Here is a 17,890-nt window from a genome sequence, read left to right on the forward strand (position 1 = left end):
GTGTGATGCAGTGATATCAAATAGCCTGGCGCTTAAAGTTTTCGGCCAAATGCTGACGATAACGGCTAATGTCACCTTCAATATTGGGTTGTTTAATCACATCGTTACACATAAATGTTGGCAATGGCTTCATGCCAAGGAACTGGTTTGCTTTATGGAAATGCAAGTAAACACCGTCAACACCGACCCCTTCGAAGAACTGATTCGGATCAGTAAACGCTTCAAGAGGGGCATTCCAGGTCACCGAAAGCATATAGGTTTTACCCTGAATTAAACCGCCAGAACCATAGCTCTTCGTGGCATCGGAGCGAGTACGGCCATCACTTTGGTACAGTTTGCCATGACCATAGGTAAAGACTTCATCAATGTATTTTTTCAAAATCCAAGGCTCGCCCATCCACCAACCCGGCATTTGATAAATGACAGTATCGGCCCACAGATAACTTTGAATTTCACTTTCAATATCATAGCCTTGGTCAACCGTGGTAATTCTCACCTCATGGCCATTTTCCTGAAGAAACCCGGCAGCAACATCAGTGAGAGTCCGATTGAGCGCCCCTTTGGAGTGCGCAAATTCTTTCATTGCGTTAATAATTAGTACGTTACTCATTGATATACCTTTTTAAAGCTATACCCGTCATACTTCAAACTGCATGTGCGTTAGCTGTACTCAATCACCCGAATCACTTACTTGAGTAAGCTCATCAGGAGTCACTCGCTTGCCGCCTTCCTGCAATTCGAATTATTTTGGGTATATAACTCATTTAAATAACAGGGGTTTGAAACTGCCTAACCCGGAATACTGAGTATGCTAATGGTTTCTTTACCAGAGAAAAATAGACAACAATGCATAACACTGTTGCTTAATAAGCAATAAAGCACCTGGATTGCCGCGTTTTAGCTGCAAAATTGTGCATCAGCCGACACGACATTGATTCTGTGGGTTGTGACAGTAACCCTGCAGATGAGGTACTATCGCGGGCAGAAATTGACAATGAACTTGCGGTGCCGATCTGCTGACTGACAGTGATCGCCTCCAGAGTCTGAGGATAATTGAGTAATGAGTGATTTGACTCATGACGGTGCAGAACGCTTACCGCTGCACACCTTTACTGAAAACGCCTATCTGAACTATTCCATGTACGTCATCATGGATCGGGCGTTGCCGTTTATCGGCGATGGTTTGAAGCCGGTGCAACGGCGCATTGTCTACGCAATGTCCGAACTGGGGCTGAACAATAGCGCTAAATTCAAAAAGTCAGCCCGTACCGTGGGTGACGTGCTGGGTAAATATCACCCACATGGTGACAGCGCGTGTTATGAAGCAATGGTGCTGATGGCACAGCCATTCTCTTACCGTTATCCATTGGTTGATGGGCAGGGGAACTGGGGGGCACCGGATGACCCTAAATCCTTTGCGGCAATGCGTTACACCGAATCTCGCCTATCCAAATATGCAGAAGTGCTATTGGGTGAGTTGGGGCAGGGAACTGTCGATTGGGTGCCGAACTTTGACGGCACCATGCAGGAGCCGAAAATGCTACCTGCGCGCCTGCCCAATATTCTACTCAATGGCACTACTGGTATTGCTGTGGGTATGGCGACCGATATTCCGCCACACAACGTGCGTGAAATTGCGCAGGCGGTCATTGCTCTTATCGATAAGCCTACGACCTCCCTCGAAGAGTTACTGGAGTTTGTGCAAGGGCCAGATTTCCCAACTGAAGCGGAAATTATCACGCCACGTAATGAGATTCGTAAGATTTACCAGAGTGGTCGTGGCTCGGTGCGGATGCGCGCCTTGTGGAAAAAAGAAGACGGCAGTGCGGTCATCACTGCACTACCGCATCAGGTTTCTGGCGCTAAGGTGTTGGAACAGATTGCCAGCCAGATGCGCGCCAAGAAATTACCAATGGTTGAAGATTTACGTGATGAATCTGACCATGAAAACCCTACTCGTCTGGTAATAGTTCCACGTACCAATCGCGTCGATTTGGATCAAGTGATGAACCATCTGTTCGCCACCACGGATCTGGAAAGAAGCTATCGTATTAATATGAATATGATCGGCCTGGATCATCGACCGTCAGTCAAAGGGCTGTTGGAGATCTTGACCGAATGGTTGGTATTCCGCCGTCAAACTGTGCGTAACCGACTGAATTATCGGTTGGAAAAAGTACTGAAGCGGCTGCATATTTTAGAAGGCTTATTGATTGCCTTCCTGAATATCGACGAAGTTATTCATATCATCCGTACTGAAGATGAGCCAAAACCGCTGCTGATGCAGCACTTTGCGATTTCTGAAACTCAGGCTGAAGCGATCCTCGAACTGAAACTCCGCCATTTAGCCAAATTGGAAGAGATGAAGATCCGTGGTGAGCAAGATGAATTAGCCAAAGAACGCGATCAATTACAGGCATTGCTGGCGTCAGAACGTAAACTTAATACCCTGATTAAGAAAGAGATTCAGGCCGATGCAGCCGCTTATGGTGATGATCGTCGTTCGCCGTTGACTGAACGTGAAGAAGCCAAAGCCATGAGTGAGCATGACATTGTGCCGTCAGAGCCGGTGACCATAGTGCTGTCAGAAATGGGGTGGGTGCGCAGTGCCAAAGGTCATGATATTGACCCGAGTGGGTTAAGTTATAAAGCGGGGGACAGTTTCCGTGCAGCGGCTCGCGGTAAGAGTAACCAACCGGTGGTGTTTATGGACTCCACCGGTCGCAGCTACGCATTAGATCCACTGACCCTGCCATCTGCGCGTGGGCAAGGGGAGCCGTTGACTGGCAAGTTGACTCTGCCGCCAGGAGCCAATATTGAACACGTACTCATGGCAGCAGATGATCAGAAATTATTGATGGCTTCAGATGCTGGCTATGGCTTTGTTTGTACTTTCAATGATTTGGTCGCCAAAAATCGTGCGGGGAAAACCATGATTACCTTGCCGGAGAATGCCAAGGCGTTGCCGCCATTGGAAATTCACGGGCCGGATGACATGTTATTATCCATCACTGCGGCTGGCCGTATGTTGATGTTCCCGGTGGCAGATCTACCTGAATTATCAAAAGGTAAGGGTAATAAAATCGTCTCGATCTCTGCGGCAGATGCAGCAGCGGGCAAAGACCGCTTGGTATGGCTATTTGTCTTGCCTCCGCAAACGTCAATTACACTTCACTTCGGTAAACGTAAGCTAACCTTACGGCCGGAAGATTTGCAGAAATTCCGTGCTGAACGTGGGCGCAAAGGTTCGCCACTACCTCGTGGGTTACAACGTATTGACCGCGTTGATGTTGATGCACCTGAACGGGCGATACCAACAGATAATGAAGAGTCATGAGGTGGTAGCCAGTTAATGTTACAGGGAGCGCGCCATTCGCGCTTTCGAGTAACATCATTAGGTTAAGGAATCTGCGCGGTATTTTGTCAGGAAGCCGCTATACTAGCGCCGATTACAAATCTAAGAGCCAGTGTTTAATAGAAGTGAGTGTTTCATAAAAATAAGTGTTTAAGAGGTTGTTATGCTACTAATTTTGCGCACGGTACTGGCAGTTTTATATTGTGTTCTGGTGTGTGTGTTTGGTTCGATTTATTGCCTGTTTCGCCCACGAAATCCGCGTAATCTTGCCACGTTCGCCCATCTCTTTGGCCGGATGTCAGTGTTATTTGGGATTACCGTTGAACAGCGAATTCCGGCGGAAGCGGCGAACTACGGAACCTGTATTTATATCGCTAACCATCAAAATAACTACGATATGGTCACGATGTCTAATGTGGTTCAATCCGGCACCGTCACCGTGGGTAAAAAGAGCTTGTTGTGGATACCTTTATTTGGCCCATTGTATTGGCTGACTGGCAACCTGCTTATCGACCGCGATAATCGCGCCAAAGCACATGGCACTATCGCTCAAGTGGTTGAGCAAGTGAAAAAAAAGAATGTGTCTATCTGGATGTTTCCTGAAGGGACGCGTAGCCGTGGCCGTGGTTTGCTGCCGTTTAAGACCGGAGCCTTCCATGCCGCTATCGCCGCTGGGGTGCCCATTGTGCCAATCTGCGTATCCAGTACCAATAATATCAAGTTAAACCGTTGGTCAAATGGCAAAGTTATTGTAGAAATAATGCCGCCCGTTGATACCACTGGTTATGGTAAAGAACGTGTGCGCGAGTTGTCAGAGCATTGCCGTAATTTAATGCTGGCTAAAATTGAGCAACTTGATGCAGAAATAGCCCAACAGGCAGCAACTGAAAAATAATCTATATAAAGAATACCCTAAATAATTCGAGTTGCAGGAAGGCGGCAAACGAGTGACTAATCGGTTGAAAACCGATTTGAACAGCATTTATGCTAGCCCGCAGGGTGAGCCTCTTTGAGGCTCATTAATCCCGATGAGCTTACATAAGTAAGTGATTCGGGTGATTGAGTGCAGCTAACGCACGTGCAGCTTGAAGTATGACGGGTTTTATTTAAACGACTCTGGTCGTGAGCATTTTGCCGTCCTTCAGCGTTATTCGCAGTCAGGCAAAATTTTGCAGTAGGTTTGATTGTGGTTTTCACGGAGAAGATATGTCACTCAGTCGTCGCCAGTTCATTCAGGCTACGGGCTTAGCGCTTGGCGCGGGTTCGTTGCCATTGAGGGCACAGGCTAATAGTACCCAGCAGCCCTCGTTACCTGTTCCACCCTTACTGGAATCACGTCGTGGCCAACCGCTGTTTTTGACCTTGCAGCGAGCGCATTGGGCATTCAGTGGTAAGCAGAAAGCTGCGGTATGGGGTATCAACGGGATGTATCTGGGGCCGACCGTTCGGGTGTACAGCGGTGATGATGTGAAGCTCATTTACAGCAACCGTTTGGCTGAGCCGGTATCTATGACTATCAGCGGGCTGCAAGTCCCAGGCACGTTGATGGGGGGGGCCGCCCGCATGATCTCCCCTGGCGTCGACTGGTCACCGGTTTTGCCTGTACGCCAACCCGCTGCAACTTGTTGGTATCATGCCAATACGCCTAACCGCATGGCACCCCATGTCTATAATGGGCTGGCGGGTATGTGGCTGGTGGAAGATGAAGTCAGCAAAGCAATGCCATTGCCAAGCCATTACGGCGTTGATGATTTTCCGATTATTATTCAGGACAAACGACTCGATAACTTTGGCGTACCGGAATATGACCCGCCAGCCAAAGGTGGCTTTATCGGCGATACTTTGCTGGTTAACGGGGTGCAAAGCCCGTTTGTCGAAGTTTCTCGTGGTTGGGTGCGCTTACGTTTACTCAATGCGTCCAATGCCCGCCGCTATACCTTGCAGTTGAGTGATGGCCGCCCACTGCATGTGGTGGCCAGTGATCAAGGTTTCCTGCCTGCGCCAGTTGCGGTACAACAGCTCTCACTGGCTCCCGGTGAGCGGCGTGAAGTGGTTATCGATATGTCGCAGGGTAGCGAAGTGTCCATCACGGCGGGTGAGTCTGCCGGGATTATGGACAGGCTGCGTGGGCTATTTGAGCCATCAAGTATTTTAATTTCCACTTTGGTACTGACATTAAAACCGACTGGCTTGCTGCCATTGGTCACTGATAACCTGCCAATGCGCTTGCTCTCTGATCAGATTCTGGATGGCAGTGTGGTGCGTACCCGAGAGTTCCGTCTGGGAGATGATCTGCCGGGAATCAATGGCGTTATCTGGGATATGAGTCGGGTCGATGCTCAAGCACAGCAAGGGACTTGGGAGCGCTGGACCATACACGCAGATATGCCGCAAGCATTCCATATACAGGGCGTCTCGTTCCTGGTGAAAAATGTGAATGGTGCACCGGCGATGGCCGAGGATCGCGGCTGGAAAGATACCGTCTGGGTTGATGGAAGTGTGGAGTTACTGGTGTACTTCAATCAGGTTTCTTCCGAGCATTTTCCATTCCTGTTCTACAGCCAGAGCCTTGAAATGGCCGATCGTGGCTCCGCAGGGCAATTAGTGACACAAGCTGTGCCGAGCTAAATCATGATTGAATATTGGGTGTCTGGCTTGAGTGACCAGATATCCAGTATTCAAATACAGATTATTCTCTCTTACGGAAGATTAATCCTAATCACTTGATTATTATAGATAATATATTCACAGTAACTGTTATTTACTTACAACTAATAATAAATATCGAATGTATGCTCCATTGGCGATGTAAGTGATGCCTATTAATCAGAATAAATGGAGCTACTCATGTTTAAGAAAATCTTGGTTTCTGCAATTTTTGCTACTGCGGCTGTTTCTTCTTTTGCTCAAGCGGCAGATCAGCAAACCGAACAGGCAAAAAAGAGTTTTGAAGAGCACTTAATTAAACCGTGCGCAGGCAAGAAGTCTGGTGACCAGGTACAAGTGACAACGCCTCGCGGAGCAACCGTAATGGCAACCTGTAAAATGACAGCGGTCATCAATATTAAATAACGGTTTATATTCCCAAAGGGCCATATAAATTCAGACTGCTGACAAAGTCAAATGAAGGGGAATCGCGCCGTTGGGGCCGTAACGGTGTAAGCCGTCGGAGTGCCCCGAGGTGCGGTAAACCCTTCACTCACTGAATTATCAATCGCTTTGTCATTAACCTCACATAAATGGTGCACCTTTTGGGACAGCGGCGAACGCAGTTACTGATTGACGCATCAAAAAATTGTTTTTCTCATGCAGTAAAAAACTAAAAGCTGTCTATATCCTTCCTCTTTCCGTGGATAAATGCGTATAATCGCCGCCCGGTGATGATTTCTTAACCCGAACCACCTCAACTTTCCCCAATTCAAAGAGTATTGCCATGAGTACCAGCCTGATCCAGCCAGAGCGTGACCTGTTTTCTTATCAGCCATATTGGGCTGAATGCTATGGCACTGCGCCATTTTTACCGATGTCTCGCGCAGAAATGGACATATTAGGCTGGGATAGCTGCGACATTATTGTTATCACCGGCGATGCTTATGTTGACCACCCCAGTTTTGGCATGGCTATCATTGGCCGCATGTTGGAGGCTCAGGGCTTCCGTGTGGGAATCATTGCTCAGCCTGATTGGACCAATAAAAACGATTTCATGCGATTGGGGGAGCCGAATCTATTCTTCGGGGTCACGGCGGGTAATATGGATTCGATGATCAACCGCTATACCGCTGATCGCAAGTTACGCCATGACGATGCTTATACGCCAGATAATCAAAGTGGTAAGCGGCCAGACCGCGCCACATTAGTGTATAGCCAGCGCTGTAAAGAGGCCTATAGCCATGTGCCGGTTTTGCTTGGCGGGATCGAAGCCAGCTTGCGTCGTATTGCCCATTATGATTATTGGTCGGATACTGTGCGCCGCTCGGTTATTGTCGATGCCAAAGCCGATATGCTGGTGTACGGCAATGGTGAACGGCCTCTGGTTGAAGTCGCACATCGCTTGGCGGCGGGTGAGAAGATTGCGGATATTCAGGATGTCCGTAACACCGTTGTGATGCGCAAAACGGCATTGCCGGGCTGGAGTGGTGTGGATTCTACCCGGCTGGATAAACCGGGCCGTATCGAAGCGATTCCTAACCCTTATGGCGATGATTTACCCTGTGCAACAGACAGCGTACCCGAGCCGGAAGCCAAACCTATTACTGTGCGGGCTGCCAAACCTAAGCCCTGGGAAAAGACCTATGTCTTGCTGCCCTCTTATGAAAAAGTGAAAGCAGACAAAGTGCTGTATGCCCATACCTCGCGGATTTTACATCATGAAACCAACCCCGGTTGTGCCCGGGCTTTGATGCAAAAACATGGCGACCGCTATATCTGGATTAATCCGCCGGCAATCCCGCTCAGTACCGAAGAAATGGACAGCGTTTTTGCCCTGCCTTACCAACGTGTGCCGCATCCCTCTTATGGGAAATCGCCGATCCCGGCTTACGATATGATTCGTTTCTCGATTAATATCATGCGTGGCTGCTATGGTGGTTGCTCGTTCTGTTCAATTACCGAACATGAAGGGCGCATTATCCAGAGCCGCTCTGAAGATTCCATCATTCGTGAAATAGAAGAAATTCGCGATAAAGTTCCTGGTTTTACCGGCATTATCTCTGATCTGGGTGGCCCGACAGCCAACATGTATATGCTGCGTTGCCAGTCGCCGCGAGCCGAGCAAACATGCCGCCGCGCATCCTGCGTTTATCCTGAAATCTGCCAGCACATGGACACTAACCATGAGCCGACCATTTCTCTGTATCGGCGAGCGCGTGATTTGAAAGGGATTAAAAAAATCCTGATTGCCTCCGGCGTCCGCTATGATTTGGCAGTGGAAGACCCTCGTTATATCAAAGAATTAGCCAGCCACCATGTGGGCGGTTACCTGAAAATAGCCCCGGAGCACACTGAAGAAGGGCCACTTTCAAAAATGATGAAACCGGGGATGGGCAGCTATCAGCGCTTTAAAGAGCTGTTTGATACCTATTCCAGGCAGGCGGGTAAAGAGCAATATTTGATTCCGTATTTCATCTCGGCTCATCCGGGAACCGAAGATAAAGATATGGTCAATTTGGCGCTTTGGTTGAAGAAAAACCGCTTCCGTTTGGATCAAGTGCAGAACTTCTATCCATCACCGTTGGCTAACTCCACCACCATGTATTACACCGGCAAGAATCCGCTGAGTAAAGTGGACTACAAGAGTGAGGATGTGGTGGTGCCGAAAGGCGATCGTCAGCGTCGGTTGCATAAGGCATTGCTGCGTTATCATGATCCTGCCAATTGGACGATGATCCGCACGGCTTTAGAAGAGATGGGGTTACAGCATTTGATTGGTAGCCGCCGTGAATGTTTGGTTCCTGCACCTACACTGGAAGAGCAGCGTGAAGCACGTCGGGCGTATCGTCAGCATACGCCAGCGCTGACCAAGCACACCTCGATCACGCGTCAGCGACAGCCGGGTAACCGAACAAATGGTGCTCCAGCAGGTAAGGCTCCTGCGAGTAAAGCACCTTCGGGCAAAACTGCACAGACAACGACGGGCAGTTCAGCGCCGAAGACGACAGGCAACAAAACCGGCGCAAACAGAGCGCCGGTGAATAAACCCTCCGTTGGTGCAGGCAGAGGGAAAGCCAGGCATCACTAAGCATGTAAACTAGCGGTCAGATCCGAAGACATCCGGGTCTGGCCCTAGCCGTTTGCCGCTATCCAATTTCGAAATTGCCGTCAGTTCATCTTTGTGCAATTTAAAATCAAATACTTCAAAGTTCTCTCTGATACGCGCAGGTGTCACCGATTTTGGAATCACAATCAACCCGCTGTCCAGATGCCAACGGATCACTATCTGTGCTGGTGTTTTGCTGTATTTCTGCGCTAATTGACGGATAACTGCCTGATCAAAAACACCATCGCCACCTTGGGCCAGCGGGCTCCAGGATTCTGTCGCAATATGATGCGTGGCATTCCATGCATGGATTTGCCGTTGCTGTAGTAAGGGGTGTAGCTCAATCTGATTGACGGCAGGCGCAACGCCAGTTTCATCAATTAGCCGCTGTAGGTGGGGGATATTAAAGTTACAAACGCCAATACTGCGGATCAACCCTTGCTCTTTCAATGCGATCAGCTCGCGCCAGGCACTGACATAGCGATCTTGTGTTGGATCAGGCCAGTGGATCAGATAGAGATCCACATAATCGAGCTGAAGTTTTTTCAGACTCTCTTCCAGTGCTTGCTGCGGATTATCTTGATCGCTATTCCACAGCTTGGTGGTAATAAATAGTTTATCACGGGCGACATGTGCTGATTTCAGTGCCTCACCAACACCCTCTTCATTTTTATAAATAGCCGCAGTATCGATTGATCGATAGCCGACTTCCAGCGCCTTGCTGACAGCAAGTTGTGTTTCTTCAATACTTGCTTGCCAAACGCCAAGGCCGAGTTGTGGCATCAGATTTCCATCGTGCAATTTGATAATGGGTTGCGTCGCCATATTTATCTCCTTAGCATGCATACCCTTCGCATTCACAGTTGCAGGGAGGTCTGCAACTGTGATGTCTTAGGGTAGTGATTGGGCTGTATCAGCCTGAAGCCGATGATGTAAGTTTAGTCGTGATTGCTTTGCTTATTAGTTTCAGCAGAAATCGCTCAAAGCCAAACTGTAAAGAACAATATTCTTAGCCTCGTGACATTTCACCGGGCTATCTTTTAGACCGCAGCTTCGTAGATACGTTTGCTATCGGCTAAGGTGATATCACCGTGCTCACCAAGCGCAGTCATACCGTGCTCTTCTAGTTTTTTAATGAGATCAGGAATGGTGCTGCCATCCAGTTTGTAAGCAGACAAACGAGTTGCCACACCCATGCTTTCAAAGAAATCACGGGTCGCTTCAATGGCAGCATTAATACGTTGTTCTTCGCTACCGCCCTGCAGCCCCCAAACACGTTCTGCGTATTGCAGTAATTTGGCGCGTTTTTGCTGTTTCTTCGCCACCAACAAAGCCGGTAATACCACCGCTAATGTTTGTGCATGATCCAGCCCGTGACGAGCGGTCAGTTCGTGGCCCAGCATATGTGTCGCCCAGTCCTGTGGGACGCCTGCACCAATCAGACCGTTTAATGCCATGGTTGCGCTCCACATGATGTTGGCACGCACATTGTAATTTTTAGGGTCGCTTAAGGCTTTTGGGCCGTCTTCAATCAGTGTTAGCAGCAAGCCCTCAGCAAAGCGATCTTGCACTTTGGCATCGACTGGGTAAGTCAAATATTGCTCGATAGTGTGAACAAAAGCATCGACTACGCCATTGGCGACCTGACGCGGTGGCAAGGTATACGTCACCTCTGGGTCCAGCACGGCAAATAGCGGTTGTACATGAGCGGAGAAGAAATGCTGTTTATCACCTGTGCTACGACGACTAATAACCGCGCCGTTGTTAGCTTCAGAGCCGGTAGCAGGTAAGGTCAATACTGAACCCATCGGCAGAGCTTCTTTGATATCGCTGCCAGTAGTTTCCAGAATATGCCATGGGTCTTGTGGATAATTGACGGCTGCAGCGATGAATTTGGTGCCATCCAATACAGAGCCACCACCAACGGCCAGCAGGAAAGTAATTTTCTCTTTCCGGCAAACCTCAACCGCTTTCATCAGAGTTTCATAGGTAGGATTCGGCTCAATGCCACCAAACTCGAGGAAATCAAAACCTTTCAGTGCCTGGTGAACCTGGTCGAGCACACCATTTTGCTTAATGCTGCCGCCGCCATAGGTAATCAAAATACGTGCATTAGCAGGAATTTCTTTATTCAGTTGCGCGATTTGACCAGTTCCGAACAGCACTTTAGTTGGGGTATGAAGGGTAAAATTTTGCATGATTTTTTTCCAGCGTTGGGTAATGAACAATAAGAACTAAAAGATTAGCTTATGGCGCAAGCGTTATTTGCCGCCGTATCAGTGATAGCCATTGTCGGTAACTTGATGCCATACCTCAATGCACATTTCTGCCTTGCTCTTGCCTATTTCTACAAAAGACTGTAGAAAACACGCAAAATACTGCACAATTTATGTCAGATCGTTTCAGATAGCAGAAGCAGGCGAGGGCGCAATGGTTGAGGTTACTGATATCCAGGCACAGATGGCCGGGATGATTGCAAGTTTGGCTCAAGGCAATGGTTTAACCCCCAGTGCGGTGCCAAAAGTAAAAATTCTGTACTCCACCGTGCATCAACCGCGCACGCCAGTGATGTATACCCCGAGTGTGGTTATTATTTTTCAGGGCCATAAAGTAGGCTATCTGGGTAGCAAGGTGTTTCAGTACGATCCGAAGAACTACCTGATTCTGACAGTACCGTTGCCGTTTGAATGTGAAACCTTCGCCAGCCCGGAAGTGCCGTTGGCCGGTATTTCCATTCATATAGACAGCCAGATGTTACAAGACTTGATTATAGATATCGGTGATGACGAGCTAGACAAGCCTTTCGGCAATACCTCTGGCGTGAATTCATCGGCACTGACTGAAGAGATGCTATGCGCCACCGAGCGGCTACTGGATGTAATGTCTAATCCCCGTGATGCCAGAGTGCTTGGCCCACAAATCGTGCGAGAAATTATCTACTACGTGTTATGTGGTCAGTGTGGTGGGGCACTGCAGGCATTAGTTAATCGCCACGGTCATTTCAATCAAATTACCAAGACATTGCGGCGGATCGAAAATCAGTTTGCAGATAACTTGAATGTCGAACAATTAGCCGCAGATGTGAATATGAGCATCTCGGCGTTTCATCACAATTTCAAAGCAGTGACGAATACCTCTCCGTTGCAGTACTTGAAATCTTACCGCTTGCACCGTGCGCGCATGATGATATTGCACGATGGGTTAAAGGCCAGCACCGCTGCAAATAAGGTGGGATACGAGAGTGCTTCGCAATTTAGCCGCGAGTTTAAACGCTATTTTGGCCTCACGCCGAGTGAGGAAGTTGCCAAACTACGTACTAACTGAGGTGATATCTACACAAAACGGCGCACTGAGCGCCGTTTAACTGTTCGAGCGGAAAAGATTACTCAGTCACACTTTTACGTTTACACCAGACCAATACCAGCGTGCCAACCAACCCCACCAGTAACAAGACAATCGGCAAAATCATCAATGCTGTCATGACTTGATTTTCATAGTGCTTAACCAGTGGAATATGGCTAAGTGCAAAACCTAGCCCCACGACACTCCCCACCCATAGCAGCCCACTGAGCCAGTTAAAGAACTGAAAACGTGTGCTGTTTAAGCCGGAAATACCTGCCAGAGTCGGCAATAAAGTCCGCACAAAAGCCAGGAATCGGCCAATAATCAGTGCCGCCAAACCGTGGCGCACAAACAGGTTATGGGCGCGTTGACGATAATGAACCGGCAGCTGTAACAGCCACCTTTTTACTACTTTGGTATCTCCCAACCACAACCCTTGCAGGTAACTCAGCCAACAACCCAAGCTGGCCGCGGCGGTCAGAATTATCATGGTGGGTAAGAACCCCATGACACCTTTGGCAATTAATGCACCCGCCAATAGCAACAAGCTATCACCGGGGAGGAAAGAAGCCGGTAGCAAACCATTTTCTAAAAAGAGGGTGGTAAAGAGTATGCCGTAAATAACCCAAATCACATTCGGGTCGGCAAGTTTACTAAAATCCTGCTGCCATAAGGCATGAAGGATTTCGCGTAATACATCCATTTCTGTTCCTGTTTGCCTATCGTGTGAGGATATTGTTGTGAGGTTTTACCTAGTGTATCCGTAATGGCGCTGATCCACATTGATCTTATCCTCAATAACCAAATTTTTGAGGGTATATATACGTGCTGTTGATACTATTTGTGTAAGAGAGGATTAATGCGCAGGTATTCTCACCGCGCATTAACAAACCCTATCACTCAGAAATTTTACTGCGTAGCTTTGATGCGCTCAAACCCAGCGGTTAAATCGTCCTGCAAATCTTGCACATTTTCCAGCCCAATATGTAGACGGAACAATGTACCTTTGATTCCCTCACATTCGTATCTGCGGATTGCCCGGATATCCTTGGGTTGATAACCCAGAATCAAGGACTCAAATCCACCCCATGAGAAAGCCATACTGAAATGGGTAAAGTGGTCGAGATAGGCCTCTAGCTGTTGCTGAGTGAGCTCTTCTTTTAATTCAAAAGAAAACAGGCCATTGCAGCCGGTAAAATCTCGTTTGTAGAATTCATGCCCTTTACAGCCAGGCAGTGCGGGGTGATAAACCGCAGCAACTTCCGGACGCTGTGCCAGCCAGTTGGCGATTTCAATACTGTTTTTTTCGTGCTGTTTTAAGCGTACACCCAGAGTACGTAGGCCTCGGCTGGCAAGATAAGCAGTATCGGCATCTACCATTTGCCCCATTAGGTATGAGTCTTCCCGCAGTTGCTCCCAACAACGTGCATTGGCAACAGCAATTCCCAGCATGGCATCGGAATGACCAATAATGTATTTAGTACCTGATTGGATGGAGATATCAATATCAAAATCCAATGCTTTAAACAGCACCCCAGCCGCCCATGTGTTGTCCATCATGATAATCATTTCAGGAGCAACCGCGCGGATGGCTTTCACTATGGCGGGGATATCTTGCACTTCCATGGTGATGGAACCCGGTGATTCAAGGAAAACTACTTTGGTTTCCGGTGTGATTAGCGAAGCTATTTCCGCGCCTATCATGGGGTCGAAATAAGTAGTGGCGATATTCATGCGCGATAAGATTTTATCGCAAAAACTTTGCGCCGGTTCATAGGCTGAGCCGGTCATCAACACGTGATCGCCTGTGGAAACAAATGACAAGATGGCATTGCTGATGGCAGCGGCACCGCAAGGATAAAGCACACAACCCGCGCCGCCTTCGAGTTCGGTCATCGCTTCTTGCAAGGAGAAGTGGGTAAGCGTGCCTCTGCGGCCATAGAATAATTCACCATTGCCGCGATTAATCGTGGCATGCTTTTTCGCTTTCACCGAGTCGAAAACCAGAGAAGATGCCCGCTGAATTACGGTATTGACCGAGCCTTGGGTGAATTTCTTACTTCTGCCCGCGCTAACTAAGGTTGTTTCCAGTTTTTCTGTTGTAGGTTTATTTGCAGACATGTTGCGTTGCCACCTTCTTATCAGCGTGCCCATTATTCTATGGTCAGCATTCATTATAGGGATGTATTTATTCCTTACGTTAGCATGATGATTGTGGTGTGAGAGCAGCTTTTAGCATGAAAAAAACTCAATAGGGCGACTCGCTGTTTTCTGGTGGTTTGCGATGGAAAAATGTTGTGTAAGTAGCGAAATAGGGAATTTATTAAGGCGTCGTCGTTAGGTGATGCTTGTAGTTATGTGAGCATGCCTTATGCAGTTAATCCTCTTTCATCTTTACATAGCATGTCATTCAGTCTTTACAGCCAGGAACGCCTATCTGTTTATCATACTGCGTAGTCCCTGATATCAGGGCAATTCTTATTTTTTCTCAAAAAATAGGCGTAAATACTAATGATAATTACTATCAATCCCTCATTTGTTTGATATGATCAACAGCTGATTTCGTCCTTAAATTGATCTGTATATTGGGTGGAGGCACAGCGTGAAAACAGCTGGCAAAAAGATTAAAGATAAATCATTCGTGCAAGGCCGAATGATGAAAGGCGCGATGGCATTATTGCTGGTGGCAGGTTTAACCGGTCATGCATTCGCCGCGCCAGGCAACAGTAGTGCAGTTGCTGCATCTGTTACAACACCAACAACGGCAACATCAACGCCACTACCTGCGCCGGAAATCACCCCAGTCGCGGCAACTCCTGCTAATGCAGACGCTGTTGCCCCAGCCACATCCGCGCCAATGGTTCAGCCACTAACGGCTCCGGCACCACAAGGGCTGGCAATGGATCTCTCGGTTTGGGGTATGTATCAACATGCCGACGTGGTGGTTAAAGGTGTAATGATCGGCCTGGTATTGGCATCTATCGTGACCTGGACCATTTTGTTCTCGAAAGGTACTGAACTATTCCGTGCACGTCGCCGGTTGCAGCAAGAGCATGAGGTTATCGGCGCAGTCACTGATCTTGATACTGCGTCAGAGCGAGCAGCGGCTTTTTCTCCAGAGAGTATCAGCGGCCTGTTACTGCGTGAGGCGCAAAATGAGCGTCTGTTATCGGCAGAATCAAATGATAACAACGGCATTAAAGAACGTACCGCTTTCCGTTTAGAACGTCGTGTGGCTGCAATCAGCCGTCAAATGGGTAAAGGCAACGGTTTCCTGGCAACCATCGGTGCTATTTCTCCGTTTGTCGGCTTGTTTGGTACGGTTTGGGGCATCATGAACAGCTTTATCGGTATTGCCCACTCACAAACGACCAATCTGGCAGTTGTTGCTCCAGGTATTGCAGAAGCATTGTTGGCGACAGCTCTTGGCCTGGTTGCCGCAATTCCAGCGGTGGTTATCTATAATATTTTCGCGCGCTTGATTGGATCTTATCGTGCTCAGGTAGGGGATGTCGCCGCACAGGTATTATTACTACTGAGCCGTGATCTTGATTTGAGCAGCAGCGCTGAAGCAAAGTCTCCTAAGCAACCTCATCAATTGCGTGCGGGGTGATTTATGGCCATGCGGATGAACGATAACCTTGATGAAAGCGGTGAACTGCACGAAATTAACGTGACACCGTTTATTGATGTCATGTTGGTATTGCTGATTATCTTTATGGTGGCAGCGCCATTGGCAACGGTTGATATCAAAGTGGACTTACCGGCATCTTCTGCAGTGCCACAGCCACGGCCAGAGAAACCGGTATTTCTGACAGTGAAAGCCGATAATCAGCTTTATGTCGGCGATCAACAGGTAGACCGCGACACACTGGCGGTTGCGCTGGATAAAGTGACCCAATCAAACAAAGAAACCACCATTTTCTTCCAGGCGGATAAAGTGGTGGATTATGAAACTCTGATGAGCGTGATGGATGCACTGCGTAAATCGGGTTATCTCAAGGTTGGGTTAGTCGGTATGGAAGCAGGCGGCGCGAAATAATCAAAACAGGCGCGGTGAATGTCGCCGCGTCTGATATTAATCTTTTGGCGTATTACGGCCGACTTCACGTATTTCTGTTGCGCCTAATGCCTGCATCAGATCAGCTTCGAGTTGATAGACATTATGAGCTTCATAGTAATTTCCACTTCCGACACATTTCTTCCAATTAATATTACTAGATTTATACCCAATTTTAATAAACACCATTCTAGTACCATTATCTTTGATTTTCTCACACATTCCTTTATTGATAAGTTCCTTACTAATGTTTTTACTAAGATAAGTATCTTCGCCATCCGACAGAATTATCATTAATTTCTGACTATTTGATTCTTTAAGAATATTATTTCCTGCTAATATTCCTGCACTAACCAATGTTGCCCCATGGGGTTTCATAACAATGATGTCCTCAATCAGTTCTTTATTATTATGATCTGACTTTAATGAATACGCATCGGAACCTTTTAAACAAATACTATCATAAAAAATGTCATCCATATTAATATCAATCATTTTATTATCATATCTTATTGACTTAATAGTTGCGTCCAAATCAATGTTATTTTCAATTATTTGCTGTATTGGGCTATGACTAATATCTGTAGATTTTCTTGTTTTATTATGCGATTTAATATCTTTATTTATAGAGCTATTTATTCTCGATACGAAAGGGAAATGACAAAAACTATTAGACTGATTTTTATTACCAGTAATTTTTTTAGTTCCCCATGAGAATGGTATAAATCCAATGATATTAATATCATTATTTTTTAATATAGTGTCGTTTAATTTATCAAATACCTCTCTTAAATAGTTAATCTTACTTTTATTATTTGAGTCACCGACAAAGCCGTCTTCCATAGAACTGGAATAATCTGCAACAAAAACCACATCTGTTTTTTCTGTAGGGCCTATAAATATGCTTTTTTTTGCTATGGCATTATCGGTCATCTGGATATTCTTATCTGTATTTGTGATAGGACTTTTGGTCAAGAATTGAGGGGCGTAACTCAGTGTCGTTGTTGTCCGGTATTCAAGATGAGTGAGATGAGAGATAATTTTGATTTCTGGTGTGGAAAATGTTTCTGATGGTAGGTAGGCATTAGCATAAGAGGTCACCAATGCCGCGTTTCTTGATTTTTGGGCTTCATTGGGATTATGGCTACCATTCTCCACAGTCAGCGCTAATGTGGCTTGTTCAATAGCATCCGAAAGTTTGGCTTTTTTTTGTATAAAACGAGATATTTCAAAAGACAAAAAAAGCAGACCAATAATAAAAGGTAAGAGAATAATAAATGGCAACAATATAGCACCACTTTCATTACTCATAAAACTAATGTATTTCTTAAACATATATCGCCTATATTATGTAATGGTTGCATCAATGTTATTAATG

At 47.0% G+C, this 17,890-nt stretch carries 14 protein-coding genes; 8 read left to right on the forward strand and 6 right to left on the reverse strand.

What is annotated here, in order from left to right:
- Positions 1-16: 16 nt before the first annotated feature.
- Positions 17-610 carry an NAD(P)H-dependent oxidoreductase gene (locus FTB31_RS10180; RefSeq protein WP_050077097.1) on the reverse strand — a complete coding sequence of 198 codons (594 nt, stop codon included), beginning with the start codon at positions 608-610 and terminating at the stop codon, positions 17-19.
- Positions 611-1,060: 450 nt separating this feature from the next.
- On the opposite strand from FTB31_RS10180, the gene parC reads away from it, so the two are divergent.
- The 5 genes from parC (at position 1,061) to FTB31_RS10205 (ending at position 9,092) form a co-directional block, all read left to right on the forward strand.
- On the forward strand, positions 1,061-3,337 hold the full coding sequence (gene parC / locus FTB31_RS10185) for a DNA topoisomerase IV subunit A (protein ID WP_227729513.1): 2,277 nt from the start codon (positions 1,061-1,063) through the stop codon (positions 3,335-3,337).
- Positions 3,338-3,518: 181 nt separating this feature from the next.
- Positions 3,519-4,250 carry a 1-acylglycerol-3-phosphate O-acyltransferase gene (locus tag FTB31_RS10190; protein WP_005174094.1) on the forward strand — a complete coding sequence of 244 codons (732 nt, stop codon included), beginning with the start codon at positions 3,519-3,521 and terminating at the stop codon, positions 4,248-4,250.
- A 311-nt stretch (positions 4,251-4,561) separates the two neighbouring features.
- Positions 4,562-5,983 (forward strand): cell division protein FtsP, encoded by a 1,422-nt coding sequence (ftsP, locus tag FTB31_RS10195; RefSeq protein ID WP_050077101.1) that lies wholly within the window; start codon positions 4,562-4,564, stop codon positions 5,981-5,983.
- A 219-nt stretch (positions 5,984-6,202) separates the two neighbouring features.
- Positions 6,203-6,427 (forward strand): hypothetical protein, encoded by a 225-nt coding sequence (locus FTB31_RS10200; protein ID WP_050077102.1) that lies wholly within the window; start codon positions 6,203-6,205, stop codon positions 6,425-6,427.
- 361 nt (positions 6,428-6,788) lie between these two features.
- A complete protein-coding gene (locus FTB31_RS10205) occupies positions 6,789-9,092 on the forward strand; it encodes a YgiQ family radical SAM protein (protein WP_227722096.1) in 2,304 nt (767 codons plus the stop codon).
- 9 nt (positions 9,093-9,101) lie between these two features.
- Here the strand turns inward: FTB31_RS10205 and dkgA are convergent, their stop codons facing one another.
- On the reverse strand, positions 9,102-9,935 hold the full coding sequence (gene dkgA / locus FTB31_RS10210) for a 2,5-didehydrogluconate reductase DkgA (RefSeq protein WP_050077105.1): 834 nt from the start codon (positions 9,933-9,935) through the stop codon (positions 9,102-9,104).
- A gap of 215 nt (positions 9,936-10,150) precedes the next feature.
- A complete protein-coding gene (gene yqhD, locus FTB31_RS10215) occupies positions 10,151-11,308 on the reverse strand; it encodes an alcohol dehydrogenase (protein WP_050077107.1) in 1,158 nt (385 codons plus the stop codon).
- A gap of 232 nt (positions 11,309-11,540) precedes the next feature.
- On the opposite strand from yqhD, the gene FTB31_RS10220 reads away from it, so the two are divergent.
- Entirely contained in the window at positions 11,541-12,434 is an 894-nt protein-coding gene (locus FTB31_RS10220; protein ID WP_227731340.1) for an AraC family transcriptional regulator, read from the forward strand.
- Between the two features lie 58 nt (positions 12,435-12,492).
- Here FTB31_RS10220 and FTB31_RS10225 read toward each other — a convergent pair whose 3' ends face one another.
- Together FTB31_RS10225 and metC are read right to left on the reverse strand one after the other, a co-directional pair.
- Positions 12,493-13,155: a DedA family protein gene (locus FTB31_RS10225; RefSeq protein WP_005160739.1), complete on the reverse strand. Its 663-nt coding sequence runs from the start codon at positions 13,153-13,155 to the stop codon at positions 12,493-12,495.
- A gap of 206 nt (positions 13,156-13,361) precedes the next feature.
- Positions 13,362-14,573 (reverse strand): cystathionine beta-lyase, encoded by a 1,212-nt coding sequence (metC, locus tag FTB31_RS10230; protein WP_050077110.1) that lies wholly within the window; start codon positions 14,571-14,573, stop codon positions 13,362-13,364.
- Between the two features lie 481 nt (positions 14,574-15,054).
- Between metC and exbB the strand changes: the two genes are divergently transcribed.
- The gene (exbB, locus tag FTB31_RS10235) at positions 15,055-16,065 is read left to right on the forward strand and encodes a tol-pal system-associated acyl-CoA thioesterase (protein WP_072081806.1); all 1,011 of its coding nucleotides are present in this window, start codon (positions 15,055-15,057) and stop codon (positions 16,063-16,065) included.
- Positions 16,066-16,068: 3 nt separating this feature from the next.
- Entirely contained in the window at positions 16,069-16,494 is a 426-nt protein-coding gene (gene exbD / locus FTB31_RS10240) for a TonB system transport protein ExbD (protein ID WP_050077112.1), read from the forward strand.
- A 36-nt stretch (positions 16,495-16,530) separates the two neighbouring features.
- On the opposite strand, the gene FTB31_RS10245 is transcribed toward exbD, so the two are convergent.
- Entirely contained in the window at positions 16,531-17,847 is a 1,317-nt protein-coding gene (locus FTB31_RS10245) for a TadE/TadG family type IV pilus assembly protein (protein WP_227731341.1), read from the reverse strand.
- Between the last annotated feature and the right edge of the window lie 43 nt (positions 17,848-17,890).

Source organism: Yersinia proxima (assembly GCF_902170785.1).
Classification (GTDB): Bacteria; Pseudomonadota; Gammaproteobacteria; order Enterobacterales; family Enterobacteriaceae; genus Yersinia; species Yersinia proxima.

Excerpts from the sequence above, each read along its gene's own strand:
- FTB31_RS10200 (WP_050077102.1), top strand. The coding sequence starts at position 6,203 with ATGTTTAAGAAAATCTTGGTTTCTGCAATTTTTGCTACTGCGGCTGTT.
- dkgA (WP_050077105.1), bottom strand. The coding sequence starts at position 9,935 with ATGGCGACGCAACCCATTATCAAATTGCACGATGGAAATCTGATGCCA.
- FTB31_RS10225 (WP_005160739.1), bottom strand. The coding sequence starts at position 13,155 with ATGGATGTATTACGCGAAATCCTTCATGCCTTATGGCAGCAGGATTTT.
- FTB31_RS10180 (WP_050077097.1), bottom strand. The coding sequence starts at position 610 with ATGAGTAACGTACTAATTATTAACGCAATGAAAGAATTTGCGCACTCC.
- yqhD (WP_050077107.1), bottom strand. The coding sequence starts at position 11,308 with ATGCAAAATTTTACCCTTCATACCCCAACTAAAGTGCTGTTCGGAACT.
- parC (WP_227729513.1), top strand. The coding sequence starts at position 1,061 with ATGAGTGATTTGACTCATGACGGTGCAGAACGCTTACCGCTGCACACC.
- exbD (WP_050077112.1), top strand. The coding sequence starts at position 16,069 with ATGGCCATGCGGATGAACGATAACCTTGATGAAAGCGGTGAACTGCAC.
- ftsP (WP_050077101.1), top strand. The coding sequence starts at position 4,562 with ATGTCACTCAGTCGTCGCCAGTTCATTCAGGCTACGGGCTTAGCGCTT.
- metC (WP_050077110.1), bottom strand. The coding sequence starts at position 14,573 with ATGTCTGCAAATAAACCTACAACAGAAAAACTGGAAACAACCTTAGTT.
- FTB31_RS10245 (WP_227731341.1), bottom strand. The coding sequence starts at position 17,847 with ATGTTTAAGAAATACATTAGTTTTATGAGTAATGAAAGTGGTGCTATA.
- FTB31_RS10190 (WP_005174094.1), top strand. The coding sequence starts at position 3,519 with ATGCTACTAATTTTGCGCACGGTACTGGCAGTTTTATATTGTGTTCTG.
- FTB31_RS10220 (WP_227731340.1), top strand. The coding sequence starts at position 11,541 with ATGGTTGAGGTTACTGATATCCAGGCACAGATGGCCGGGATGATTGCA.
- FTB31_RS10205 (WP_227722096.1), top strand. The coding sequence starts at position 6,789 with ATGAGTACCAGCCTGATCCAGCCAGAGCGTGACCTGTTTTCTTATCAG.